The following is a 25,615-nucleotide window of genomic DNA, read 5'->3' on the forward strand; positions in this document are numbered from 1 at the left end:
CTGCTCAATCCTGTTTTAATACCCTATATATCAGTATTTTAAAAAAATTGAAAATCAGGACAGCGCAGGACAGTGAATTTTTATAATTTAAAAAAAATGCATTTTCCACTTCCAGTTCAAGTCAAAAAACCAATTACAATCAAGTCTAATATTAAGAGACAAAAAAAAGTACAGCCTGAAATTACCAATCAAACAAAAAATATATAAACAAATAAAACAAAATCTAAAAACAGGATAGAACAGGATAGTTTACATATAACAAACGGTTTTTTATACTGATTTTTTCAAACTCATAAATCACATAATTATATTTCTTATAAACCAACAAAAGTATTTTTGATAATAAGCATCATTCTCCCTAATATGGAGCCTGAAAAAGTCACACTTCATCATGAACCTATTCAAACCCACTCGTTCCCTACTCCTACTATTTTTTGGAGTGTTAGCATTCCAATGTACTGAACGAAAGCACCTCCCATTACAAAAAGACTCCCGAATCGCCTTGGTTGGCAACAACCTCGGTTCACGGATGATGGAATTTGGCTGGTTTGAGACCGAAATGCACCTTCGATATCCAGATAGCACTCTCTTGATTCGAAACCTTTGCGACCCGGGTGACACCCCTGGATTTAGACCCCGTTCGGGAACCAATGACCCTTGGGCATTTCCGGGAGCAGAAGATTTTCAGGAAGAATATGCCACCCCTTCTGGGAGTGAAGGCTTTTTGGAAAAACCCGACCAATGGCTAACCCGCCTTCAGGCAGACCTGGTGATCGGTTTTTTTGGATTCAATGAATCGTTTCAGGGAAAGGAAAAACTCCAAAATTTTAAGGATGAGCTGGAGGCTTGGATTCTTCATTCCAAAACCCAGCAATACAACGGAAAGTCCGCTCCCCAACTTGCCTTAGTTTCGCCAATTGCCTTTGAAGATATATCAGCAATTGTAGATGTACCTGATGGAAAAAAGGAAAACGAAATCCTGAAACTTTATACGGAAGGCATGGCTGAAATCGCCAAAAAGCACGATTTGGTTTTTGTGGATGCTTTTTCAGCCAGCCAGAAATGGTATGCAGATTCGGAAGAACCATTGACTATAGACGGCACCCAGCTTACCGAGGAGGGATATAAAAAGTTAGGAACCCTACTTGCAGATGAACTTTTTGGAAAGAAAGATAGAGAAGCTGAAAGCAACCTGGGCCTGATCCACCAGGCAGTCATGGAAAAAAACTGGCTCTGGCACAATGACTACAAAATTCCGAATGGAGTTCATGTTTTCGGAAGACGCTATGATCCTTTTGGTCCAGACAACTACCCCTTCGAACTGGAAAAAATCCGGCAGATGACTGCCATCCGGGACACAGCGATCTGGGAAGCAAATCAGGGACGAGTAAAAGATTTGGCAGCAGCCGATGCTAAGACCCGCTCCCTTCCAGAAGTCAAAACCAATTTTAACCCAGAGGCCAATGGCAGTTTGGAATACAAATACGGAGAAGATGCCTTAAAAACCATCAAGGTTCCAGAAGGCTATAAAATTGAGCTCTTTGCCTCCGAACAGGAGTTTCCGGATCTGGCAAACCCTGTACAGCTTTCCTTTGACAACAAGGGAAGACTTTGGGTGGCCACCATGCCGAGCTATCCCCATTACAAACCCGGAGATCCAAGACCTCAGGACAAGCTGATCATTCTGGAAGATACGGACGGAGATGGAAAGGCTGACAAACAAACCATCTTTGCAGACAACCTGCACATACCGGTTGGATTCGAAATCGCCACCGAAGGAGTTTATGTTTCCCAAAGTCCCAACCTTGTCCTTCTGGAGGATACAGATGGAGATGACAGAGCAGACAAACGAACCATATTGCTTTCAGGATTCGATGACCACGATACCCATCATGCTATTTCTGCCTTTACCACAGATGAAAGCGGAGCCATATACATGGCCGAGGGGGTTTTCCTTCACACCAATGTGGAAACTTCCTATGGGCCGGTACGAGCAACTAATGGTGGCTTTTATAGATATGAGCCAAAGAGACACAAATTAGAACGCGTCAATCAAGTCAGCATTCCCAACCCATGGGGTATCGCTTTTAATGACTGGGGACAGAATTTCTATGCGGAAACCTCCGGTCCCAATGTGAATTGGATGCTTCCCGGCTCCGTCTTGCCACGCTATGGAAATGCAAACTTCAAAGGACCCAACCTGATTGAGCAAGCCCATATGGTCCGACCGACCTCAGGGCTGGAATTCATTTCCAGCAGACATTTTCCGGAAAATGTCCAAGGGGATTTGATCATCAATAACACCATTGGCTTCCTGGGAACCAAACAGCATAGAGTAATGGAGGACACAGTGGGTTTTACCACCCAATGGAGACAGGATTTGATTGTTTCTTCAGATCGTAATTTCCGTCCCGTGGATATGGAAATTGCTCCGGACGGATCCTTATACATCGTGGATTGGCATAATATCCTGATCGGTCACATGCAGCACAATGCAAGAGACCCCCTGAGAGATCATGCACATGGTAGAATTTACCGCCTGACCTACCCTTCAAGACACTTGCTTACTCCGGCTAAAATTGACGGAGCAAGCATCCCTGAATTATTGGAAAACCTGAAATTACCGGAATACCGAACCCGCTATCGAACCAGAAGAGAACTTAGAGGCAGAGATGCGGGAGAAGTCGCTGCCGCGGTGGAAAACTGGGTCGCCAATCTGGATAAAAATGATCCCAATTACGAGCATAACCTTTTGGAAGGACTTTGGGTGACTTGGGGTGTGAACCGGGTGAATCAGAACCTACTGAGACAATTGCTCAAAGCAAATGACTACAGGGCTCGCGCTGCCGCCACAAGGGTATTGAGATATACCGGACATCAAGCCGAAGACCAGCCCCAACTTCTGATGGAGGCCGTCCAAGATCCAAATGGAAGGGTAAGAATGGAAGCCATTGCAGCAGCATCCTGGCTGCCAAGGGAAATTGGGCTTCCGATTTTGGCTGAGGCAGAAAAGCAGGAAAAGGACCATACTTGGATTCCGAGAAGCCTGGAAACGGCCGTTGCCCATATCAACGGGCTTTCTGTGGCTGAGAAAAAAGAAGAAGACATCAAATCCTCCCTTACTGGGTCAGATCGGGAACTCTTTGTACTTGGAAAGGAAATCTATGCCAAGGAAGGGTTCTGCGGCACCTGTCACCAGGAAAACGGAGGCGGATTGGTAGCCTCAGGCTTCCCTCCACTTCGAGGCACACCTTGGGTAACAGGAAGTCCGGAGCGTCTGGTTAAGCTGGTATTGAAAGGACTTTTAGGCCCAATCACCGTTGCAGGAAGGGAATATCCGGGGCAAGTTCCAATGACTCCTTTTGAAGGAATGCTCAACGACACAGAAGTGGCTGCTGTGCTTACCTATATCCGAAATTCATTTGGCAATCAAGCCTCTCCTGTTTCTCCGGAACTGGTTAAAAAAGTTCGGGAGGAAGTAAAGGACAAGGAAGGTTTCTGGAATCCAAATGAACTTCTGAGAGCCCATCCTCTGGAAAAATAAATACAATCGGGAGGGATTTCCCCCTCCCCCAATAAACCCTAAACCTGTTTTATGAAAACCCAGCTTCTAACCTGTTTATTACTCGTTTCCGGCGCCTATTCCTTTTCCCAATCAAAGCTAAGCTTCGAAAAGCAAGTCATTGCCTTCGAAAGCTATGAATCGGTAGGCGTATTTGATGTGAATAATGACGGGCACCCGGATTTGGTTTCTGGAAGTTTTTGGTACAAGGGACCGGAATTTTTGGATCGACAACTGATCGGCCAGGTGAAGCGATACGGAGAATATTATGAGGATTTTGCGACCATCCCCATGGATGTAAATGGGGACGGGAATATGGACTTCATTACCGGAGGTTGGTTTGAAGGCAGATTGATCTGGAAAGAAAACCCCGGAACCAATGGAGAATGGAAAGAACATCTAATCGCCGAAACCGGGAATATTGAAACCATACGGGCTTGGGATATTGACGGGGATGGGATAGTGGAAATTGTACCCAATACTCCCCGAAAAGCCTTGGCATATTATAAATGGACTGGACCGGGAAGCTTTGAGAAAAGAGAGGTGAGTGACACCCAGGGACATGGCTTGGGTTTTGGAGACATCAATGGAGACGGGCAGGGAGATCTGATCAGTTCAACCGGATGGTACGAAGCCCCTTCGGACCTAAAGAACGGGAGATGGACCTATCATCCACTATCGGATTTCAAAGATCTCAGTATCCCCATCCTGATCACTGATCTCAATCAGGATGGAAAAAACGACCTCATCATCGGAAATGGCCATGACTATGGACTGTTCTGGATGGAGCAAACCCAGGGGAAGGGTCAAGTGGAATTTATCCGACATGAAATCGACCCCAACAACTCCCAATACCACACCCTGGAATGGGAAGACTTGGATGGAGATGGACAAAACGAACTGGTGACCGGCAAGCGTTACCGTGCCCATAATGGAAAAGACCCGGGAGGAAAGGAGGAATCCGGCCTATACTATTTTAAGTGGGACGGTGAAAATTTTGTGAAAAACGTAATCAGCTCCGGACCTATCGGTACGGGAAAAGGTACCGGAATCTACTTCTCTATCACCGACCTCAATGCCGACGGCAAAGTGGATGTTGCCCTGGCAGGAAAAGATGGACTGGTCGTTTTTTGGCAGAATTAAGATTTGCAGCTGGTTTTTTTTGACTTTGGAGCTACCGGTCAAAGCGGAATGATCCAATATCCTTTTTCCAACTTTCTTATTTCCCAAACTGAAGGCGGGCAAATTCCAGGAATTTTTCCCAGTCCTCTGAAATAAGATTATGCTTTCCTTCCCGTAAGTGGTAGCCAACAGGACCTACCTGATGGACATGCGGCTCAAATTCATATCCTTCAGGCAAGTCTAGCTGAGTCCCATAAATTTCCCCATAGGTTCTGGAAGCCAACTGAAGGGAAAGGTACTCCCCTTTTGGGTCTGCCCAAAGGTCTTCCATGGCACTGGCCACATATACTGCCCTTGGGGCAAGGGAGGCAATCAATTGGTGCTGATCAAATGGCAAAGTCTCTTCCTTGCCATTGTACTCATTGAAATTGTCGGTAAACCAATAGGGAAATGCGGTATTAATCCGCTCTACAGTCTCCCCAAATTTCCTTCTGGAAATGGCTGCACCTCCACAACCCGATTCATTGGATATGGTGATGGCCCATCGGGGATCATTGGCTCCACACCATAAAGAGGCTTTTCCTCCTCTTGAATGGCCAACCACTGCCGCTTTGGTAGGGTCGATGAGAGGATCCTGTTCGAAGTAATCCATGGCCCGCATCGCTCCCCAAGCCCAGGCTGACAAACCCCTCATGCCATTTTCCATTTGCATTTGCTCCGGATAGAGATTCTTCAAAATCCCATCTGCAAACCGCTCCTTGTCATCCGGAGACACATATTCCACATCAAACACCGCAGCCGCATAGCCCTTGGAAAGAATCTGTCGGATATCAAAAAACTGATCCTCCACATCTTCAATCAATCGGTCCACCTTTCGATGGCTGATCAGAAGAAAAACCGGAAAAGGCCCTTGATTCTCTTTTGGAGTAAAAATATGGAGGGGAATAGTTTGAACTCCCCCATTTCTGTAAACCTTGATCTGAACAATCTTATAGTCCCCATATTTTTCATAGAGATTTTCTGCAGGAATCTCCTCTTGGAATTCCATCCTGTTATAATCCACCGGCAACTGCCCGTACATCTGATTGGCAAACATGGAAAGAACTTCAGGCCTTCTGACTCCCTCCCAATCCTGGACTGACTGGATAATTTCCCCCTTGTAGGAGACAAATAAATCGGGGACCACCAAATCAGGCACCTTGCTTTCATCATAGTTGAAATCTTGCTGCGCCAAAACCCATGAGCTAAGGCCTAAGTTGAAAATCAGGAAAAGGATGTTTTTTTTCATTTTAGCGGATTTACTATGGTAAGTCTAACAAGCCTTTTTCATCTGAATGACTTGCTTGGAAATAAGTATAAAGGGAGGCGTTTTTTACTCCACCTCCACCACAAAGCGCTGATAGCGGGTCATGGGATGAACACCAGTGTCTTTCACCTCGGCAATAACATGAAGCTGTCCTTTGGAATCCGGATCCAATTGCACTTCCACCTGATTGCCTTGGGCGGAAAGTTTAACCTCACCAGAATAGGTACCCACTTCTTTGTAAATCCAAAATTTGGTCTCCAAATCATCCCCATCCGGATCGGAAGTTTCCACAGACAAAGTCAGCCTTTCCCCTGACCTGGCTCTAGGCCTGTTAGTTCCCAGGACTTTGACTACAGGAGGATGGTTGGCTTCGGTATAATCCGTCACGCACCAATCCGCTCTTGCTGCAAAGTCCTCCTGAATGGCTTCAATCCAGCGAATCTGAGGAAAGGTAGGATCCAAAGTGTCTGTAAAAGGATTGTAATCCAATACTTCCTTTCCGTCCTCCCAGCGGTTGGGCTGCTCGGCAGATTGAACCAGGCGACCACCCCAGCCACCCCATTCGGGATGGTCCAGATTGTCCAAACCCACATCAATCAGGTGCAGATAGGCTGGAGAATCCCCCTCGGAGATAAAATCATAAATCCCAAAAGTTCCCCACTGCGCATTTTCCAATTTGGTGGGATCCCCATGGATGTGCTCATCGTCCCCCTCCTGCTTTTGTCCATCCCCATAGCTATAGTATTGCTTGAGCAATGGACCGTGGTTGTTGATGATTTCATCTCCCATAAACCCTCCTTCAAAAAGGTAGTGCTGGGATTCCGGAACCGCTCTTTTCCAGGGGTAGGCAAAGCACCAGAACTGATTGGAATTGTAAAATATTTTCAGATCCGGCCAGTTGGGCGCAATGTATTTTCTATAGGTCGCATCCTGATCAAGGATGGCGTAAATGATGGCCTTATCAATCACCTTTTGGTAGATGCTTTCCCATTCCGGGCTTTCCATATACTGATCTTCAATAGACTTCAGAGCCCGGGCAATGGTATTGGTTCCACCCCAAACCTGCAGGTAGATGGGCTCCATCTCGTCATCCAGCAACTTAGACTTGATAAAGTCCGACCCCTCGGTGTCCACTTCCATTTCTCCCTCAAAGTCAATATTCCCCACCCGAACCAAGCTTCTTAAATGCGCTGCAGTTGGAAAGCCTTCCGCATGCTGACTGAGCTTGGGATAGACGGACTCATAGGCATCCAAAAGCGGGTTCATCCACACAGTACCCGGCCAGCGCAGATCGGGAATAGCTCCGTACATATTTTTGGTCATCTCCATCTCCGAGGTAAAAAGCGTACCCTTTCCATCCCCTTTGTAATGCCACATGGAGGAGGAATAGATCAAACCTTCGATCTGAAATTCATTCGCATAGAGGAGCATGCGGATAAAGGAATCCACATCGTCAATCTCCCCATCGGTGGTGACGATAGTACGGGGTTTAGAAGATGGTTCAGGACTGGTTTCGGTTTGAGTTTCGGTATTCGGTTGGCAGGAAAGGAGAAAGGCAAATGCCAAAAGAGAGAAAAAGGGTTTCATAGGCATGAAGGTTTAAGAGCTTTAAGGTAAAGAAAGGTCGTCAAAACATGAAAGTTTGCCATTGAATCATTTGATATACAGAAGATTCACACTAAGTTGTTCTAGCGTTTTGGGCCACATTTTTCCGGATCAAAAATGACACTTGAGGATTTAGGATATACTGCCGAACTGGAAACCTACCGAAAGGAAAAGGGACTAGACTCCTTGGGAGTGGGTCGCGTCATTGCCGAGCACAAGGAACGATATGTGGTCAAAACTGCCGAAAAGGAATACGAGGCGGAGATTCTCGGAAACCTGAGATACAGTGCAGAAAGCAGATCCGATTTCCCGGCAGTGGGCGATTGGGTGGCCATATCCGAATATGATGGAGACAAGGCCCTGATCCACGCAATCTTTCCAAGAAAATCCATGCTGGAAAGGCAGTCTGTTGGTAAAAAAGGAGAGAAACAAATCATCGCCAGCAATATCGACAAGGCCTTTATTGTACAGGCCGTGGACAGGGACTTCAGCGTTAACCGCATCGAGCGCTACCTGACCCTCTGCTATAACGGTATAGTGGAACCGATCATTATCCTCAGCAAAATAGATTTGGTCGATCCCTCCGAACTGGCCCAATTGCTGGAAGCAATCCAAAAAAGAATCAAAAACGTCCCCATCTTTCCCATCAGCAATACCACTTTGGAAGGGCTTGATGCTTTGAAGAGGGCCATCGAAAAAAGAAAAACCTATTGCTTGTTGGGCAGTTCCGGAGTAGGGAAATCAACTTTATTGAATACGATTTTGGGCCATGACCTGATGAAGACCAGCAGCATCAGTGAGCATTCCAACAGAGGAAGACATGTAACCACCCATCGCGAACTTCGGGTATTTGAGAATGGGGGGATTTTGATTGACAACCCCGGTATGCGGGAAGTTGGGATTACCGAGTCCCCTGGGGGATTGGAAAACACCTTTGAAAGCATCTTCGAGCTATCCAAAGGATGCAAATTCAAGGATTGCACTCATACAACGGAGAAAGGCTGCGCAGTATTGAAGGCTCTGGAAAATGGGGAGATTGATGCCGCTTCTTATGAGAATTTTCTGAAAATGCAGCGGGAAAAAGAGCATTTCGAATCCACTCTGGCTGAAAGAAGGAAAAAGGACAAGGAATTCGGAAAAATGATCAAAAACTATAAAAAAGGGAATTACAAGAAGTTTCAGGGTGAGTAAAGAACCCGACTTCCTTCCCCATTTTTAATGCAAGCCTTTGATAGTCCAAACTAAGACTTGCAGAAAAACTAAAACCTACATATTTTAAGTCTGTTTTAGGGAGAGAACTCAGGTCCCTTGCCTGATTTTTTGAGGGAAATAAACAATACCAAAGGTGTACATAGCCGTCCAATATCAGGTGGATAGATATAGTAAAGGTGTACAAATAAACAAGTTGCCACCAATGCAAAAAAGACCGACAAACAGAATTTTGAACATGAAGAAAATCCTACTCCTTTTCCTGACCTTAACAATTTTATCAGGATGTGAATTCATTAGTAACACTTTTGAATACAAAGACAAAACAGAAGAATTTGTCGAAGCTCTACTTCAAGAGAACTATGATAGATGTATTGAACTTTTCGCCATGGAACACGAAATGGCGAGAAACACAAACCCCGACAGTTTGAAAGTAGGATTAGGAAACTTCAGAAATCTCGTTGTCGACAATTTTGGTTCAGAATTAGATTATTCCTTGATGAAGTCCGAAAAGACCTGGTCGACCAATGAAGAGAATAATACTCCTCCAAACACAACTGTAGTTTTGGTGCAATTTTCGAATGAAACCAACTTTGGAGTTTTTAAGGTTTTGTTTGACGACCAGACAAAGAAAATCCTGAACATAAATACTCTTGATGTTAAAGAGCCAATACCGAACATGACCCTATTTTGGCTTTTTGGACTAATTGTTATTTGCGTCCCTATCTTCAATATTTACGTCATCCGACTCATTAAGAAAAGTGACTTAAAGAAAAAATGGTTGAAATATATAGCAGTTGTGTTTTTTAACGTCCCCGCGATAACATACAGCGCGGTCGGTGGATTTTCGTTCAGCCTTTTAAGTTTCCAAATTCTCTTAGGAATGAGTTTTAACTATATGGGGTATTTGAACTCAGCATGGACTTTTGGAATTCCACTTGGTGGACTTTATTGGCTATGGAAAATAAAGACCAAGAAACCTGACGAAGAACTCGAAAAGACGGAAGCAGACGAATTTGAAGAAGAAAAATAAAAAAGCACATGGTGGCAATCGAGTAGACGGCCTCACCAACCGTTAAGTTAGCGAGGTGCGCCTCTCACACCACCGTACGTACGGGTCTCGTATACGGCGGTTCACTGGATTGTAGGTTGCGATTTGAGGTAATAGGAAAGCATCGATTCATACCCTTTCTTTCTCAGTCTTGACAGGGTGATCGTGGTACTTAAAATTGGACTCTGGGCAATAGCCCATCCTCCTTTTCTAGTACGACTCCATGCGTAGGCATGCTCAGGATCGACCCCTAATCTGATTAGATTTTTACGTTTCCGCTCAGGCTTCTTCCAGTCGTGCCAAATACAGTACCGAAGACGGTTTCTCAACCACTCATCGAGTGATTTCAACTTTGCAGTGATACTGGCAAGGCGGTAATTGTTTACCCATCCCATCCAGACTTCTCTGAGTTTTTGTAGTCGTTCCTCAAAACTGTATGGCTTGGTCTTCTTGGTGAGCTGCTTGAGCTTGCGTTTGAGTGACTCCCAACTGCTCTTTTTCACCACCAACTGATATTTTCCTTTGACACCTTTCTGATACGTCGGGACAAAGGCATGACCCAACAGCTCAAATTCGGATGGTCTCCGGATGCCGCTTTTCTCCCTGTTGATGGGCAATCTGAGTTTATCCCTCAGAAAGAGGTAAATCTCGTTGCCCACCTTTTTGGCTTCCTTCTTTGACCTGGTGTAGATGCTAAAATCATCCGCGTAGCGGACGTTTTTCAGGTTCCTCCTTTCCAGTTCTTTGTCCAAAACATCCAATAGGATATTTGACAGTAGCGGACTGAGTGGCGAGCCTTGCGGTACGCCTTTTCTACGTTTGTGCAGTTTTCCACTGATCTGGATCGGTGCACGGAGCCACTTTCGGATAAGCCGCATCGTGGTTGGGCATTTTACCCGTTGGTAAATGAGTTCAAGCAGAACCGAATGGTCCACTTCGTCAAAGAATCCTTTCAGGTCGATGTCCATAATGTCCTGATAACCATCATTGATGTAGTTCAGAGTCTGTGTCACTGCCTTATGGATGTTCTTTTCGGGGCGGAAGCCATAGCTGTGCTCCTCGAACGTAAGTTCGTATTTGGTCATCAGCACTTGGCTTACTGCCTGTTGGAGCAATCTGTCCACTACTGTGGGTACTCCGAGCAATCTTGTCTTTCCGTTGCTTTTGGGAATTTCCACTCCCTTGATAGGACTCGGTACGTACGTATGGTTCAGGATAGAGGTGGCTATCCTGTCCCTGTTGCTTTCCAAATACGAAAGCAATTCAGCGCCCTTCATGCCATCCACCCCTGCCGAACCTTTGTTCTGTACTACCTTTCGGTAGGCTTTGTAAAGGTTCTTACGGTTGAGTACTTGTTCTATCATTTAGTAATCTGTTAACCCTGTCCGCTTAGGATAAGGCTACCCCAAAAGTTGCTCCTTATCGAATTTGGACGTAATCCAATGTTCAGTCCTTCGCCAGTTTCATGAGGCCTCCATAGGTCTTATGGCTCGTTTTTGCAGGCTACTATGACCTCTGCTGACTTCTCTATAATGTTCACGACATCCAGAGACCTCCCTCGGTAAGATGAATATCCTTGTGCCTATTCCTGCCCCATCTACTACTTTGGTACTTCCCTCCTTGCGGAGGGCTGGGACTTCGGTGTGCTGTGGCACCTCATCCGACCTCATAGCCTCTGTATGGGGTTCCTGTTCGTCAGTACAGACACCGCAGGCTGGCTTACTTCACTGCATGCCTCACAGCAAACCAGCTTGCCACTTGCTTAGCTTCGGGACAGCCTGTCCCGAGAATCGGGATTACCCCCGCGCTTAAGGGACTTTCACCCGTTGGAACGGTCATCGTTTTGACCTATATTCACCATTCAAGGCACACACATCGGCTATAGCAAATGCGGGTTGACTGCTTAAAAATGAAGATATTGTAACTAAATAAATTTAGGGTAGGCGGACAAGAAAGCGGTTTCAAAATCCCGCACTTGCCATAGCCAGGGCCGTTATTCACTCCATACTTTGCGATTTTGGCTCCTTTGTGATAAGAAAACAGACTACCAAACTAGTGTTGGGGAGGCTTGCAATACCGCTCTCTATTTCAAAGGGGGGACTTCCCAAGAACTCCTACCCACCTGGGAGTAGAATCTAGGACTAAGCGGAGTTTGCCTCCCTTCCATCTGGTCCAAGGCTAAAATGACCCTTTCCTTTTCCCCTCCAGCTTCAGGCAGAAGCAATTCAATTCTCGATATCCTAAAGCAATAAATAAGACTGTAGCTTAATCCCATCCCAAATCGGTCACAAAAGCCTTCTATACCCTACCTCCATTTATTCCTCAAAGGGCCGAATTCAGAACCCGAATGGTTGGGTTCGCAGTACGAAATCCGATAAATTAGTTCGATCGAACCCTACTAACCATGAAATCGAGCATGACTAAAATGTCACACACTGATGCGATTATATTGAATGCGAGATTCTCCCGAATTGAGTTCGGGACAGGCTATCTGACCTCTAAAAATCAAATTATAAACAGATGAAAAACGATAAAACACCCTTTTCCAGGAGAGATTTTGTGAAAGCCGCTACCCTCAGCGGTGCAGGAATGATGATTGTACCCCGACATGTGATCGGCGGGCCAGGCTATACGGCCCCAAGTGATCAGGTCAACTTGGGCATTATCGGTGCCGGAGGAAAAGGGAAGCAAAACGCCCAGGAATTTTTGAAACTGGAAAATGTAAACCTCACAGCGGTGGCTGACCCGGCTTATTACTGGAACTTGGCCGATTTTTATTACCGTTCGGAGGCTGGCAGAGGCCCCGTTGTGGATATGATTGAGACGCAGCAAGCGGCAAAAGGCAATACCAAGCGGGTGGCCCAATACAGCGATTTTCGCAAAATGATGGAAAATGCGTCTGAACTGGACGGTATTGTCATCTCCACCCCTGACCATACCCATGCTTACATCGCCCTGATGGCGCTAAAAATGGGTAAGCACGTCTATTGCGAAAAACCCCTCACTCACAATATTTGGGAAACCCGCGAAGTGGCAAAAGTCACCAAAGAAACCGGCCTCATGACCCAAATGGGAAATATGGGCCACTCGACCGATGGGATTCGTGAGACGGTAGAATATCTACGGGCCGGCGTGATCGGGGAAGTCAAAGAATGTCATGCCTGGGTTCCTGCGGGTCGTTGGCTGCCTGGATTGAAAGGTCTGCCCGAAGGCAAAAGTACCATGCCTGTAGGATTTGATTGGGATCAATGGATCGGGCCAAGAGAAATGGTTCCTTTCCACGAGAATTATGTGCCGGTCACTTGGAGGGATTTTTGGGATTATGGCTGCGGGGCTTTGGGTGATTTTGGTTGCCACGACTTGGATGCAGTAACTTGGGCATTTGATCTGAAAAGTCCCGATACGGTTCAGGTATTCCCAGCCGGCTATTCCGACAGCAAAATTGCACCGTATGGAGAAGTGGGGTATTTCAATTTCTCTGCGAAAGGCGACCAAAAGGCTATGAAAATCAAATGGTATTCCGGCGGTTTGAAGCCAGACCTGCACCCCGCCTTGCCAGCGGGCTATGCCTATCCTGCACGGGCCTCCATGTTTGTAGGCAGCAAAGGTGTGATCATCAATGACGGCAGTGGACGCAAGCCTCAGGTTTTCCCTGGATCACTCAGAAACAGCATCAATCCACCCAAACAAACCATCAAACGATCAGCAGGCCACTTTCAGGACTGGGTCGATGCTATCCGAAACAAAGAGCAAGCTTCTTCCAATTTTGAATATGGTTCCAGATTGACGGAGATCACTTTGCTTGGAGTATTGTCTCTGCGATTGGGTGGAAAACTGATCGAATGGGACTATGACAGCATGAAAGCAAAAGGCATCCCGGAGGCAGATCAATACATCAAGGAACCAGTAAGGGCAGGTTGGGAGATGTAGGAATTGATATTACTTCAGATTACTGAAAAACAAAAAGGGGGCTCAATTGCTCCCTTTTTTGTTAGGTGCTGAAGCTATTGGGTGGAGTAGATTCACTTCTTGGAATAAATTCGCATTGATTAGGAATTTGGCTTTAGCACAATCCAAGTAGCTATCTCAAGGAAAGTCTATTTATCCTCAAACAATCGAATCGTGTAATCCAGCAATTCGGAACTCCCGACTTTTCCATGGCCGGGAATTACGGTCTTCACCTCGGGAAAGGCCATTTTCACCCGAGTTACCGTAGCTGACCATTCCCCGGTATTGGCATCTCCCAAATAGCCAACGGAAGCTCCTACTTCCTTGATCAGGCACCCCCCAAACAACACCTGAGCGGCAGGTACATACGCCACGACATTGTCAGGGGTATGGCCCTCACCCAAAAAGCGGCTGACCAACTCTATCCCTCCTGCCTTCAGGATCAGTTCCTCCTCAAATCCGATCCGAGGAACGGGCTCCCCAGCTTGCTTGGCCAGGGTAAGTGTCTTGAATGATCCATAGGAATCAATTTCCCGGCTATGAAAAGATTCCAGTCCGCCCAAACAATCATTGTGGAAATGAGTCGCAACCACCGCTTTTACCTGGACCTTTTTCTCCTTTTCCAGCCAGGTGATCAGTTCCTCGCTGCTCGCATCCTCAGTCGGTGAATCCCAAATGATTGCCTCTCCTTCGTTAAGGACCACCATCCCGTTGCAGGCCACTTTGCCAAAATCCTGAGTCAACAGGTAGCTGACATGAACCAAGGTGTGTGGATCCAATTGAAAAATCTGAAGACTTTCTGATTGGTAAACGGGCTGGCCTTTTTGAGCAAAAAGGGTCTGATTTGCTAAAATCAGCATCAATAGGATTGGGAAAAACAAGCGTTTCATGGAGGTTATTTAGAGAAGCAAGATAGGGAGTAAAGGCTTTTTCCTGAACTCATTTCTTCTCCAGCTTCAGTTTATCCCCGAGGTAGGCTGCTGTTTGCTTTTCCAGTTTTGCGCGGAGCTCCTGCAGCACCTTGGCTCGGGAAGGGTCAGCAGCCAGGTTGTTTTTTTCCTGGGGATCTACACTCAGATCATACAATTCCTCGTGAGTGGGATCATTGATGTAGCGGAAATATTTCCATCGCTCTGTACGGATCGCTTCGCTGGGAGGAATGATCGGAGTCTGCCATAGGTGCTCCGTGAGAAATTCCTTCCGCTTGGCCAAGTCCCGGGAATTCAGGGAAAGTCCTTGCCAAGTCTCAGGAGCCTTGAATCCCGCGTAATTCAGAATAGTGGCCGGCACATCGATATTCAGCGCGAAATCGGAATTCCGCTTTCCTCCCTTTTCTCTGGGGTCAAATACGATCAAAGGGACTCGAAGCGAATTGTCATACATCAACCACTTCCCGGCTAGCTGGCGCTCTCCGAGAAAATAACCATTGTCCCCCATCAGGATGATGACCGTATTTTCCGCTTGGCCACTTGCTTCCAGGGCCTTCCTGATTTTGCCGATTTCCGCATCTACCTCAGAAATCATGCGGTAATACCCCTTGACGCTGTGTTGGTATTTTTCCGGAGCATCAAATCTCCAATACCAACGGGTGCGATTTTCTCCTTTTCGGACATACTCCGGCTGCGCCAAAAACTCTGCCTCCGAGGCCATGATCGGATCAGGAATGTGGATGTTTTGATACATCGTATCGTACTCCGCAGACCAGAAATACTGCAAAGGCGCGGGGTCATGAGCATGGGGAGCACTGAAGCTAAGAGAAAGCATAAATGGCTTTCCCTTCGGAGCATTTTGGATAAAATCAATCGCCTGCTGTCCGGTGTAGCGGCTCAGGTGAACCGTGTCTTTGCCGATAGTTTTGAAAAAATATCCCCTTCGGTCATTGAATTTTCCGTTGCGGTCGTAATCTTCTCCCTCATCAAAAAGCTCTGAAAAGCCCGGATAATTCACCCCAAATTTCCCGAAAAATCCCGTATGATAACCGGCTTTGCGAAGCTCTACAGGATACGATTGATCCATAAATGGCTGTTTGATAGCTCCCTGACCGAAGGTATAGCCATGAGTGCGCTCATACAATCCGGTCAGGATGCTGGCCCGGCTGGCCGCGCAGATGGGTGTGGTGACAAAGGCATTTTCGAAGTAGGTTCCTTCTGCAGCCAACCGATCCATCTCGGGCGTGCGAATGATTGGGTTACCAGCAAATCCCATAGCATCCCAGCGCTGGTCGTCTGTAAGGATAAAGATGATATTGGGGCGATTTTGCTGGCCAAATACGCTGGCAAGCGAAAGAAAGAGCAGGGCGAGAAGCGTATATTTTTTCATTTCATTCAAATTCAATATTTTTCAACAGAAATCCACGCAACTTCAAAATTATCCTTCCTTCATGCCTTCTCCTTCGGTAGTTAAAAAAGGAATTCTCCTGGTTCTCATTTATCTGGCCTTTATCAGTCTTGGACTTCCGGATTCATTATTGGGAGCGGCGTGGCCGGCGATGTTTGAGGGCTTAGCCGTACCGATGGACTATGCAGGTATTTTATCCCTGATCGTAGCAGCAGGAACGGTAATTTCCAGTCTGTTTAGCGGCAGGGTAATCAAAAAATTCGGAGTTGCCGCTGTTACGACTGCCAGTGTCCTGATGACTGCCTTGGCTTTGATGGGTTTTTCCCTTTCGGGGGAATTTCTATACCTCTGCCTCTTGGCCATTCCTTTGGGACTGGGCGCCGGTAGCGTGGATGCCGCCCTGAATAATTATGTCGCTTTGCATTACGAAGCCCGGCACATGAATTGGCTGCATAGCTTTTGGGGCGTGGGTGCGGCAATCGGCCCCATGATCATGGCGGCTTATTTGGCCAAAGGGGACTCCTGGACCAGCGGCTACCATACTGTGGCTTGGATTCAGCTGAGTCTAGTGGGGATTTTGCTGATTTCTCTCCCGCTCTGGAGCAAGGGAAATAAAGCGGAAAATCTTCCCCACCATGAGGCTGCACCTTCTTTATTTGACCTTTTGCTTACGCTTCCCGGTCTCAAGCAAGCCCTGATCGTGTTCTTTTGTTACTGTACCATCGAGGCGACCTTTGGATTGTGGGGGGCGAGTTTTCTGGTCTTTGAAAAGGGATTTGAAGCCGATCAGGCTGCAAGGCTCACTTCCCTTTATTTCCTCGGAATCACGATCGGAAGGTTTTTGTCCGGATTTCTGACTGCCCACTTTTCCAACCGGCAATTGGTATTCTTGGGTCAGGGAGTCATCGGCTTGGGTTTGCTTTTGCTTTTCCTGCCTTTCACGGCAACGATCATTCCGGGATTTCTCCTAGTCGGCCTGGGTTGTGCACCGATTTTCCCCAGCCTGTTGCATGAGACTCCGGTGAATTTTGGGAAAAAGCACTCCCAATCCGTCATGGGCATGCAGATGGCAAGCGCCTATGTGGGGATTACTTTAATGCCATTTCTTTTTGGAAAACTTGCCAAGTTCACCGGACAGGGCTTTCTGTTGATTTTTTTGGGGATATTCCTGATTCTTATTTTCGGGAAGACCCGACAGATGAATCAAAAAGTAGCTTCCGGAAAAAGTATCTGATCTTTTGCTAAATTTTATAAAACTCCATCTCCATGAAATCCATCCTCAGCATTTGCTTTATTATTCTCCAAACGGTGTCCTTCGCCCAAAGCCCGGAACAACAACTTCAGGAATTGGATCAAAGCTGGGAAAGAGCACTTTTGTCCTCCGATGTGGAGGTTTTGGAAAATCTACTGGCTGATGAATTTGTTTGGGTACACAACCACGCAGGACTGATCGATGGAAAAGAGGCCGTGATCAACCGAGCAAAGCGTATCCAAGCCGGACAAAAAGACGACACCCGAAACCGTACTCCCAGAGATCAGCAAGTGGTCATCTTGGGTAAGACCGGAATAGTCAGCGGCTTTACCGTGGTGGATCGGGGACCAACCCCCACAACCTATCACTTTATGCGAAGCTATACTTGGATGGATGGAAAATGGAAACTGCTCGGCAATCACACCATGGCGATTCCTGAGGAGGAGTTGAAGTGAGTCATTGATCACAAAGACGAGAGGGCGCAAAGAATTTTGGATGATTCCAGCCTTTTCTAATTGCTTTGCTTTTTGAATGGAAGCCAAGCTTGAAAAATTTGAGTGTAAGTGAACCATCCCCCAAAAAAGCTGTTAAGCCAATACACATCACCCTATCGCAGCAAACCTCCATGCCTAGCGAAAAAAGAATCCTGATCATCGGAGGTGGCCTAAGTGGACTAACGCTGGCTTACCTCCTTTCCCAACAGCAAATCAATGCCGACGTCCTGGAGGCTTCCTCCAGAATCGGTGGCCGAATTCAAACTATCCAAGGGCCCTTAGGTACGCCTTTGGAGCTCGGGGCAACGTGGTTTAACGAGTCTCACTCCCGACTTTTGGCTTTGCTCGATACACTTGACCTGAAAAAACACCCACAGGTTACAAAAGGCACTTCCCTTTTTCAAACTTCGAATACCGAGCCCATTCAAAAGTTTTCTGTACCTGAGGAAGAAAATCAATCTTACCGAATAGTCGGAGGAACCCAGCAACTGATCGAAGCCCTGATTCAAAAATTAGATCCGAATCAGATTAAACTCAACTCCAAAGTCATTCAAATAAAAATGGAAAACGATGGTTTGAAAGTTGGGGTATCCACCGGAGAGCTTATCGCTGCGGATCTGGTAGTGGTCTGTCTCCCTCCTCAGGCAACTGCTTCGGAAATCCAATTTTCTCCAACTCTTCCAGATCCCATGCCCCAGCTACTTCCTTTGGTTCAAACCTGGATGGGGGGATCCATTAAGTTTGTCTTGGAGTTTGAAGAGCCATTTTGGAAAAAATCGGGATACTCAGGGATGGCTTTTAGCCACGTTGGAATCATTGCTGAAATATACGACCACAGCAATGAGGGTAAAACCAAATTTGGTTTTACGGGATTTTTGAATGCTACAGCAAGCCGATTGTCCTTGGAGGAGCGTCAAGGTCTGGTCTTGCGACATTTGGGAGAATTATTGGAGGAAAAAATCCCGAATCCGAGTATTTACCAAGATAAGATTTGGACGGACCGATTGGTTTTGGGAGCAAATCCCATCATTCAGCGACCACATCAATACCATGGTCACCCGCTCCTTTTGCAAAGCTATTACCATGAAAAACTCTTCTTTGCAGGCACAGAGACATCAACTGAGTACGCGGGATATATGGAAGGCGCCATCCGATCTGCCGAACGAGTTGCCCAACAAATCTTAAAAGAAAAGGGCTAAACGTGATGCTTAGCCCCCTGTCTCTTGCATCCAAACTCTTGATACCTACCTTAGGTAGGCAAGCTCATTGCTGGTAGAGATTTGCAATCTCGACCTTTTATCTTGGGAATTTGAAATCCCAAAAACAGGGATTACAAACCGTATTTCTCTCCCATTTCTTTGATCAGTTTGTATCCATTCTCGGCCATGTCCCATGGAGCTGAAAACTCTCTCCAAACACCAATCGAATTGGCAAAAGCAGGATCGTTTCGGGTGAATCCCTCGATGGTCAACCAACCTGAATACCCAACTTTTTTCAAAGCGGAAAAAGTCTCGCCAAAATTGACATGACCCGATCCCGGAGTTCCCCGGTCATTTTCGGAAATATGGAAATGTCCCAGTCTAGGAGCTATAAATTCGATAGCAGCCCCCAGTTTTTTCTCTTCCATATTGGCATGGTGGGTATCAAACATGGCTTGAACATTCGGGTGATTGACCTTGGCAAGCAAGTAGTCCAACTGTTCCATGGTGTTTGCCAAATAGCATTCGAAGCGGTTCAGTGCCTCAGGAGTCAGGAGGATTCCGAGGTTTTTAGCATAATCTCCCATTTCATAAAGAACTTCCGCAGACCACTTGTACTCATCCTCAATCGGGGCCCTTGCAGCGAAGGTCGCAAAGGCAGAGTGAAATGGACCACACAATACCTGAGAATTCAAATCAGCAGCTCTATCCAATACCCAGCGCAATCTCTCCTTGGATTTTTCACGAACCTTGGCATCGGGAGAAATGGGATTTTCATCCGGCCCCATCACAGTAACGGTGGTGACTTCGAGTCCGATGTTTTGGCAATGGTCTCCCACTTGCCGACAGGCTTTTTCATCCGTACCTCCTATAAAAAACTCCACTCCATCGTATCCAATGGCCTTTAGGCGATCCAAAATGGGGAACAGTTCCTCAGAAATCTCTGCAGACCAGGCCAGTACATTAAATCCTATTTTGTTCATGGTTTATTTTTTGTCAACGGTCCACAGAACACAGTCAACAGCCATTTTCTTATGGACTGCCGACAGGCGACTGTTGACCAAAATTTCATTTAAAATCCTCCACCTTCATCCCCTTCCTGAAGGTATCAAAGCCAAACATCGTAGGCTTGTAGTCCCCTACAAAGTCCATAGACATATCCGGACTGATGGCATCCGACATCCCTAAAAGCCAGAATGAAGCATTGATCACCAATCTCCTCAAATCTGCATTTTCAAAATCCATGGAGGCCCCCATCGTAGAAGTGAAGGCCATTCCCGGAGAACCACCTTCGATTTGGTAAGGCTTGGTCCAAGCTACCGGCATGACCGATTTTTCCCACATCAAGGGAGCATCAGGTGTCATTCCTGCTGTGCTTTGTCCATAGAGTAAAACTTCTGCATTTTCGGGTAAATGCTTGATTCCATAAACATCCGAGTAGCCCCAGATATCTTTTACTCCTCGCAAAACAGGATGCCCATTCAATTGCTGAACTCCATCAGGCAATGCCCTTGTCCCTTCTTTTCCGTGAATTCCGTGATGGTTTACCCAGGTCTCCCCGAAAATACGCTGACCAAAACCCCGCTCCCAGTTTTCCACTTTGCTGGTCCAGTCCCACTTGGCAAACTTTGATTCCTTGTTTTTCTGATAGGCAAAGGCGTGGGTAGAAGTGCGAAGACCGATTACAGGTTTCCCGGCTTTTAAATAATTTTCTATATACTGGGATTGCTCATCCGGCAGTTCCCGGAAGCGGATCAGCATGATCATCAGATCGGCAGTTTCTAGATGCTCCAATCCGGGGATATTGTTCTGGTAATTGGGTACGATCTCTCCTGTCTCCGGGTGAATAGGAAAAAGCACGGTAGTCTTAAATCCATAGCGCTGGGAAAGGATTTTTCCCAGCATGGGCATGGACTCCTCGGAACGGTATTCATCATCTCCCGCCACCAAGACTATATGCTTTCCTTTTCCCGGACCTTCTTTTCCTTCAAACTGTAAGTAAGTGACTCCATTTTGTGCAAATGCCCCCCAAATTAAACTCAGGAAAAGGAAGAAAAAAGGTACCAGTTTGAGAGAAAAAGGAAGTTTCATAGAATGGATTTTGGGTTGATCGTAAGATTCGGTTAAGTACTCTTTTTCGAAGTGATTTTCTTAAAAATAAGGATTGGAATCAAAACCACTATCCCGACAGCCAAACCAATCAGAAATTCTTTGACAATTCCGGGCCAAGTAGGGAGCAAATGATGGAAGAAATCGATGTTGTGGGAGAAAATTCCCCCGGATACGAGCAGCAAAGCAATCGTGCCCACAAAAGCGATCACCCGGATCAATACCGGCAATGCCTTGACCAAGAGTCTTCCAATTTTATCGGAAATGGTGTTTTCTTCCGGATTCAATGCGATCAGTTTGTAGCCGAACTCATCCATGCGTACAATCAAGGCCACCAAACCGTAAACTCCTACAGTAGCCAAAATTGCGATGACGGAAACCACCACTATCTGAGTAGTCAAGGGCTGTTCGACCACAGTACCCAAAGCAATAATGACGATCTCCACCGAAAGAATAAAATCTGTGGTAATGGCAGATTTGATTTTTTGCTTTTCATGAGCCAAAACCTGATCTGGAGAGATTTCCTCCTCAAGATTTACTTTTTCATGGGAATGAGCATGTGGAATAATCCATTCCAGAATCTTCTCCGCTCCTTCATAAGCCAAGTAAAGCCCTCCTAGCACCAGGATGACAGCAATTGCAATCGGCGCAAAAGCGCTCAACAAAAAAGCGACGGGTAATATAATAGCCTTGTTCAGCAAGGAACCTTTTGAAATCGCCCAAAGAACCGGCAATTCCCGGTCGGGTACGAAGCCCGAAGCTTTCTCGGCATTGACTGCCAAGTCATCTCCCAAAATCCCAGATGTTTTTTTCGCAGCTACCTTGGTCATAGTAGCCACATCATCCATCAGGGTGGCGATATCATCAAATAATGCAAAGAATCCAGAAGCCATTTTTTAAATATACAGTTTGAAGTTACAGATTGAAGGAAGTCATTCTAGCCAGAAAAATACGAAGTCGGAAAGACCTGACACGAAACTTTGTGGAATTTTCAAATCTTTGAATTTTTCAACCTTCCAATCTTTGCGGATCAAAAATCAAGGGAAAAAACTTACCCTGCATTTTTTCTCCTTTGGGGATGACCGGCACTCCTTCCAATAAGGGCTCATTTGTATTGGAGACGGTTCCTTCAGCAAAGACATTCAGCACAAAAGCTTTTCGGGAGCGTGGGGAATAATTGGCGTAACTTCCATGAACCAACAATGGATGGTGGAATGCGGCATGACCTGCTTTGAGTGGCACTGCAACGGGCTGGAACTCTGCTTTTTGCTCCGCGCTCAGCATGGCCATCAGTCCATTCATCTCACCTGCCAAGGCTGGTTTTTCCAAAAGCCCCCATCTATGGGAACCTGGGACATATTGAAGGCATCCGTTTTCTTCAGTCGCATCATCCAATCCACACCAGCAAGTCAGGTGCTGCATCTCGATGGTACGTGTCCAGTAGGAATAGTCCTGATGCCAGGCCACTACTCCTCCGTGATGGGCAGGCTTGCAGAAAAGCTGATCATGCCAAAAGCGCACGGCTTTATCCCCCAACAATTGACTGGCAACCATTCGAAAAGCTGGATTCCAGATCACATCGTGAAAGGCTTCCGCGATTCTCCAGTGTCCCAATGAATGAAATAGCACCGTGTTTGGATCGGCGGATTCATTGCTGTGAAACTCATGGAAAAGATGGTGTAGGGGATGTTTGGGATCCATCACCTCATCCAAGGCATTTTTAAGAGCCTCGATCTGGTTTTCATTCAGGAGCTTGATATCAGCCAGGTAGCCATTTTCATGGAAAAACTCGATTTGCTCCTTGCTGATGCGATATTGCTCCCAATCGGAAGCTGTTTGGGGTTGGGGAAATAGATCCGTAATGGGGTAATGGAAATCTGCTAGGTCTTGCATGGGTTTGGGGTATATTGAGCGGAGAAAAGATAAGAAAAAATAGAGGGGAAGCTATCCCCGCATATGGAATTTCTACTATTAACGAACTATCCATAATTCATTGACCTATTTACAATTTTAAACCCCAATGAGAGCTTTGCTCATCCATAGCTCATAAAAAAACCATTTGAAATTCCTTCCAAATGGTTTTAAGAAGATTTTCTCCATTATTCCAATCGCTTCAATCTCTCCAATAGTGGCGGGTGGGAATAATTCACAAAGACATACCATGGATCAGGATTGATATTGCTGAGGGTTTTCACGGACAGCGTTTTCAAAGCTTCAGCCAAAGGCTTGCCGGAAAAGGTATTCTTGGCAAAGGCATCCGCCTCAAATTCGTTCTTCCTGCTCAGCCAGTTCATCCCTATCCCTAGGACCATAGAAATAGGAGTAAACAACATGGTAAAACCAATGATATTCAATTGGGCGGACCAGGTCTCTCCTCCCAGAGCTTCACTCATGGTTTCACTAAAAATAAACTGTCCCAGCAAAAACAGGAGAAGTCCCACCTGCAAAATAGAAGTCACCATTCCCCAAAGAATATGCTTCTTTTTATAATGACCGATTTCATGCGCCAATACCGCAACCAATTCCTCAGTGGGATGCTGCTCCAGTAGGGTATCGTAGAGGACCACCTTTTTCCTTTTTCCAAATCCGGAGAAAAATGCATTTGCCTTGGCAGAGCGCTTGCTCCCGTCCATGACGAAAATATTATCCAATGGAAAATCCACTGAGCGGGCATATCCCAGAATTTGCTCCTTCAATTCCCCATCCTCCAAAGGAGTGAGTTTATTGAAAAGTGGCAAGATCCAAGCCGTATAAAACAGATTGACCAGTACCATAAAGAGGGCGGCTATAATCCAAAATTGCCACCAAAAGTCCTTTCCCATTTGATGGATAAGCCAAAGAAACAGAAGCAACAATCCTCCACCGACAAGTATGGAAAGCACATAGCCTTTGAGTTTGTCTGAGAAAAAGGTGCCGTGACTCGTCTTATTGAAGCCGTATTTCTCCTCTATCACAAAGGTGCTGTAGTAGTCAAATGGCAAACTGAGCAAGTCCGAACCGATAAATACCACTGCAAAAAAGGCAAGGGAATGAAACAGGGGATTTCCAACCCAAGTCCCTACCCAGGAATCAATCCATCCAAACCATCCATTCAGGATAAAAACCAGAGTCAGTACAAAGGAAAATATGCCAGTCACCAAGCTGAAGCGGAAATTTTCCTTTTGATACGCCTTGGATTCCAAAAGCTTTTCCTGGCTTAAATATTCGGAAAGCGTATCTGGAATCTTGGGAACAGGCTTATTGACATTGAGGTAGGCCAGGATTTTGTTTACCAACAAACCAAAAACCAATACCCCTACCAAAAGGTACTTGAGACTTTCTGCGTTCATGTTTTGAGATTAGAATTTTGGACAAGGCAAAACTGTGTCCCTTCGGGAAGGCTTGCCCTGATAGCTATTGGGAAGAGTCCAGGAAAGACTCAACTCATGGGCGCCTCCGGTTTGTATCCCCAATTGGGAAACTGTATAGTCAAAGCTGTAGCCAATATTCAGCCCACTAAGCAAATTGACTCCCACCATCATGACAATAGCATCCCGGTTACTTTGGTTTTCCACAGGCTTGTAAGGCAATCCTCTGTACCAGAGACCAAATACAATCGGCTCCACATAAAAATAGGCTCCAACATCCAGCTGCTCAAATGGCCCCTGTCTCTTGTAATTGACAGTTGGTGTAAAATAGCGCTGCTTGCGCATATGGGTAAAATCACGCCTCATGGAACCTTCTCCTAAGGACACCCTATAACCGGCATGGAAAGATAATTTTGTCGGAAGATTACTGATTCCATTTTCCAAAAAGGACTGATTGGGCTGGTTGACATGATGGGCAGAAAGGCCCATCCACATGTTTTCTGTAAAAAACAGTCCCCCAAATGAAAGGGACAGCATGCCTACAGGTTCACCCAAACCCGGAATATTGTTGCCTGGCAATGTCGGACCAAAGGGATCGCTTGGATTGATCTGGTTGGCGAAAATCAGATTTTCATAAAACCCAATCTCTCTTCTGATGTAACTGGCCTGAAATCCGGGCCTGAAAAATGCCCTTTGCCCCAACTTCAACTCATACGAAAACATACCCGACACCATAGTGGAACGGAGTTTGGAGGCTCCTTCGGTGTCCTGCATGACATGAAAACCTATTCCAGCATTGTAATCGGGAAGATAGGTATCGTAGTAAGCGGAAAAGGTGGTAAACTGTGCCTCAATACTTGGCCATTGATTTCTATAGTTAAATCCTACCCTTCCCGTAAGTTCCCCACCTGCCATTGCTGGGTTGAGATAAAGAGGGGCTGCGTAATATTGGCTATATTGTGGGTCTTGGGCAACTGCCTCATGGATGGATAAAAGTCCAACTATTCCAAAAAAAACAATTAGTAGCGAAGACCGTAACAAGGATTTGTTCGTTTATTTGATTATTCAGTAAGC

General features: G+C 46.1%; 19 protein-coding genes. 8 read left to right on the forward strand and 11 right to left on the reverse strand.

Going from position 1 to position 25,615, the window contains the following annotated elements; translation table 11 throughout:
• Nucleotides 1-391: 391 nt before the first annotated feature.
• Complete coding sequence (locus P2G54_RS06510; protein WP_275869386.1) at nt 392-3,544, forward strand: PVC-type heme-binding CxxCH protein; 3,153 nt, start codon at nt 392-394, stop codon at nt 3,542-3,544.
• Nucleotides 3,545-3,595: 51 nt separating this feature from the next.
• Nucleotides 3,596-4,705, forward strand: a complete 1,110-nt coding sequence (locus tag P2G54_RS06515) for a VCBS repeat-containing protein (RefSeq protein ID WP_275869388.1) — start codon at nt 3,596-3,598, stop codon at nt 4,703-4,705.
• A gap of 76 nt (nt 4,706-4,781) precedes the next feature.
• Here P2G54_RS06515 and P2G54_RS06520 read toward each other — a convergent pair whose 3' ends face one another.
• Nucleotides 4,782-5,972, reverse strand: coding sequence for an acetylxylan esterase (locus P2G54_RS06520; protein WP_275869389.1), 1,191 nt, complete (start codon nt 5,970-5,972; stop codon nt 4,782-4,784).
• Nucleotides 5,973-6,056: 84 nt separating this feature from the next.
• Nucleotides 6,057-7,577: a DUF1593 domain-containing protein gene (locus P2G54_RS06525; protein ID WP_275869391.1), complete on the reverse strand. Its 1,521-nt coding sequence runs from the start codon at nt 7,575-7,577 to the stop codon at nt 6,057-6,059.
• A gap of 135 nt (nt 7,578-7,712) precedes the next feature.
• On the opposite strand from P2G54_RS06525, the gene rsgA reads away from it, so the two are divergent.
• Together rsgA and P2G54_RS06535 are read left to right on the forward strand one after the other, a co-directional pair.
• Nucleotides 7,713-8,786 carry a ribosome small subunit-dependent GTPase A gene (gene rsgA / locus P2G54_RS06530; protein WP_275869393.1) on the forward strand — a complete coding sequence of 358 codons (1,074 nt, stop codon included), beginning with the start codon at nt 7,713-7,715 and terminating at the stop codon, nt 8,784-8,786.
• Nucleotides 8,787-9,042: 256 nt separating this feature from the next.
• Nucleotides 9,043-9,837, forward strand: a complete 795-nt coding sequence (locus tag P2G54_RS06535) for a hypothetical protein (RefSeq protein ID WP_275869395.1) — start codon at nt 9,043-9,045, stop codon at nt 9,835-9,837.
• A gap of 101 nt (nt 9,838-9,938) precedes the next feature.
• Here the strand turns inward: P2G54_RS06535 and ltrA are convergent, their stop codons facing one another.
• Nucleotides 9,939-11,219 carry a group II intron reverse transcriptase/maturase gene (ltrA, locus tag P2G54_RS06540; protein ID WP_275869397.1) on the reverse strand — a complete coding sequence of 427 codons (1,281 nt, stop codon included), beginning with the start codon at nt 11,217-11,219 and terminating at the stop codon, nt 9,939-9,941.
• 1,156 nt (nt 11,220-12,375) lie between these two features.
• Here ltrA and P2G54_RS06545 point away from each other — a divergent pair.
• A complete protein-coding gene (locus P2G54_RS06545; RefSeq protein WP_275869398.1) occupies nt 12,376-13,785 on the forward strand; it encodes a Gfo/Idh/MocA family oxidoreductase in 1,410 nt (469 codons plus the stop codon).
• 167 nt (nt 13,786-13,952) lie between these two features.
• On the opposite strand, the gene bla is transcribed toward P2G54_RS06545, so the two are convergent.
• Nucleotides 13,953-14,693, reverse strand: a complete 741-nt coding sequence (gene bla / locus P2G54_RS06550; protein ID WP_275869400.1) for a subclass B1 metallo-beta-lactamase — start codon at nt 14,691-14,693, stop codon at nt 13,953-13,955.
• Nucleotides 14,694-14,742: 49 nt separating this feature from the next.
• Complete coding sequence (locus P2G54_RS06555) at nt 14,743-16,122, reverse strand: sulfatase (protein ID WP_275869402.1); 1,380 nt, start codon at nt 16,120-16,122, stop codon at nt 14,743-14,745.
• A 61-nt stretch (nt 16,123-16,183) separates the two neighbouring features.
• On the opposite strand from P2G54_RS06555, the gene P2G54_RS06560 reads away from it, so the two are divergent.
• From P2G54_RS06560 to P2G54_RS06570, 3 genes are all read left to right on the forward strand, one after another.
• Nucleotides 16,184-17,374 (forward strand): MFS transporter, encoded by a 1,191-nt coding sequence (locus P2G54_RS06560; RefSeq protein ID WP_275869404.1) that lies wholly within the window; start codon nt 16,184-16,186, stop codon nt 17,372-17,374.
• A gap of 32 nt (nt 17,375-17,406) precedes the next feature.
• Nucleotides 17,407-17,847: a nuclear transport factor 2 family protein gene (locus P2G54_RS06565; protein WP_275869406.1), complete on the forward strand. Its 441-nt coding sequence runs from the start codon at nt 17,407-17,409 to the stop codon at nt 17,845-17,847.
• A gap of 170 nt (nt 17,848-18,017) precedes the next feature.
• Nucleotides 18,018-19,085: an NAD(P)/FAD-dependent oxidoreductase gene (locus P2G54_RS06570; protein WP_275869408.1), complete on the forward strand. Its 1,068-nt coding sequence runs from the start codon at nt 18,018-18,020 to the stop codon at nt 19,083-19,085.
• A 131-nt stretch (nt 19,086-19,216) separates the two neighbouring features.
• Here the strand turns inward: P2G54_RS06570 and P2G54_RS06575 are convergent, their stop codons facing one another.
• The 6 genes from P2G54_RS06575 to P2G54_RS06600 all read right to left on the reverse strand — a co-directional run bounded on the left by P2G54_RS06575 (nt 19,217) and on the right by P2G54_RS06600 (nt 25,582).
• Nucleotides 19,217-20,068 carry a sugar phosphate isomerase/epimerase family protein gene (locus tag P2G54_RS06575; RefSeq protein WP_275869409.1) on the reverse strand — a complete coding sequence of 284 codons (852 nt, stop codon included), beginning with the start codon at nt 20,066-20,068 and terminating at the stop codon, nt 19,217-19,219.
• An 85-nt stretch (nt 20,069-20,153) separates the two neighbouring features.
• A complete protein-coding gene (locus P2G54_RS06580) occupies nt 20,154-21,176 on the reverse strand; it encodes a ThuA domain-containing protein (RefSeq protein ID WP_275869411.1) in 1,023 nt (340 codons plus the stop codon).
• A 32-nt stretch (nt 21,177-21,208) separates the two neighbouring features.
• Nucleotides 21,209-22,087: a DUF808 domain-containing protein gene (locus tag P2G54_RS06585; protein ID WP_275869412.1), complete on the reverse strand. Its 879-nt coding sequence runs from the start codon at nt 22,085-22,087 to the stop codon at nt 21,209-21,211.
• Between the two features lie 115 nt (nt 22,088-22,202).
• Nucleotides 22,203-23,087 carry a phytanoyl-CoA dioxygenase family protein gene (locus tag P2G54_RS06590; protein WP_275869414.1) on the reverse strand — a complete coding sequence of 295 codons (885 nt, stop codon included), beginning with the start codon at nt 23,085-23,087 and terminating at the stop codon, nt 22,203-22,205.
• 206 nt (nt 23,088-23,293) lie between these two features.
• Nucleotides 23,294-24,523, reverse strand: coding sequence for a M48 family metallopeptidase (locus P2G54_RS06595; protein ID WP_275869415.1), 1,230 nt, complete (start codon nt 24,521-24,523; stop codon nt 23,294-23,296).
• 9 nt (nt 24,524-24,532) lie between these two features.
• Nucleotides 24,533-25,582 (reverse strand): type IX secretion system membrane protein PorP/SprF, encoded by a 1,050-nt coding sequence (locus P2G54_RS06600; RefSeq protein WP_275869417.1) that lies wholly within the window; start codon nt 25,580-25,582, stop codon nt 24,533-24,535.
• Nucleotides 25,583-25,615: the final 33 nt, after the last annotated feature.

The sequence above is a fragment of the Algoriphagus sp. CAU 1675 genome, from assembly GCF_029222925.1.
GTDB lineage: Bacteria > Bacteroidota > Bacteroidia > Cytophagales > Cyclobacteriaceae > Algoriphagus.

Coding starts and splice junctions, on each gene's coding strand:
- P2G54_RS06510 (WP_275869386.1), top strand. CDS start 392: ATGAACCTATTCAAACCCACTCGTTCCCTACTCCTACTATTTTTTGGA.
- P2G54_RS06515 (WP_275869388.1), top strand. CDS start 3,596: ATGAAAACCCAGCTTCTAACCTGTTTATTACTCGTTTCCGGCGCCTAT.
- P2G54_RS06520 (WP_275869389.1), bottom strand. CDS start 5,972: ATGAAAAAAAACATCCTTTTCCTGATTTTCAACTTAGGCCTTAGCTCA.
- P2G54_RS06525 (WP_275869391.1), bottom strand. CDS start 7,577: ATGAAACCCTTTTTCTCTCTTTTGGCATTTGCCTTTCTCCTTTCCTGC.
- rsgA (WP_275869393.1), top strand. CDS start 7,713: ATGACACTTGAGGATTTAGGATATACTGCCGAACTGGAAACCTACCGA.
- P2G54_RS06535 (WP_275869395.1), top strand. CDS start 9,043: ATGAAGAAAATCCTACTCCTTTTCCTGACCTTAACAATTTTATCAGGA.
- ltrA (WP_275869397.1), bottom strand. CDS start 11,219: ATGATAGAACAAGTACTCAACCGTAAGAACCTTTACAAAGCCTACCGA.
- P2G54_RS06545 (WP_275869398.1), top strand. CDS start 12,376: ATGAAAAACGATAAAACACCCTTTTCCAGGAGAGATTTTGTGAAAGCC.
- bla (WP_275869400.1), bottom strand. CDS start 14,693: ATGAAACGCTTGTTTTTCCCAATCCTATTGATGCTGATTTTAGCAAAT.
- P2G54_RS06555 (WP_275869402.1), bottom strand. CDS start 16,122: ATGAAAAAATATACGCTTCTCGCCCTGCTCTTTCTTTCGCTTGCCAGC.
- P2G54_RS06560 (WP_275869404.1), top strand. CDS start 16,184: ATGCCTTCTCCTTCGGTAGTTAAAAAAGGAATTCTCCTGGTTCTCATT.
- P2G54_RS06565 (WP_275869406.1), top strand. CDS start 17,407: ATGAAATCCATCCTCAGCATTTGCTTTATTATTCTCCAAACGGTGTCC.
- P2G54_RS06570 (WP_275869408.1), top strand. CDS start 18,018: ATGCCTAGCGAAAAAAGAATCCTGATCATCGGAGGTGGCCTAAGTGGA.
- P2G54_RS06575 (WP_275869409.1), bottom strand. CDS start 20,068: ATGAACAAAATAGGATTTAATGTACTGGCCTGGTCTGCAGAGATTTCT.
- P2G54_RS06580 (WP_275869411.1), bottom strand. CDS start 21,176: ATGAAACTTCCTTTTTCTCTCAAACTGGTACCTTTTTTCTTCCTTTTC.
- P2G54_RS06585 (WP_275869412.1), bottom strand. CDS start 22,087: ATGGCTTCTGGATTCTTTGCATTATTTGATGATATCGCCACCCTGATG.
- P2G54_RS06590 (WP_275869414.1), bottom strand. CDS start 23,087: ATGCAAGACCTAGCAGATTTCCATTACCCCATTACGGATCTATTTCCC.
- P2G54_RS06595 (WP_275869415.1), bottom strand. CDS start 24,523: ATGAACGCAGAAAGTCTCAAGTACCTTTTGGTAGGGGTATTGGTTTTT.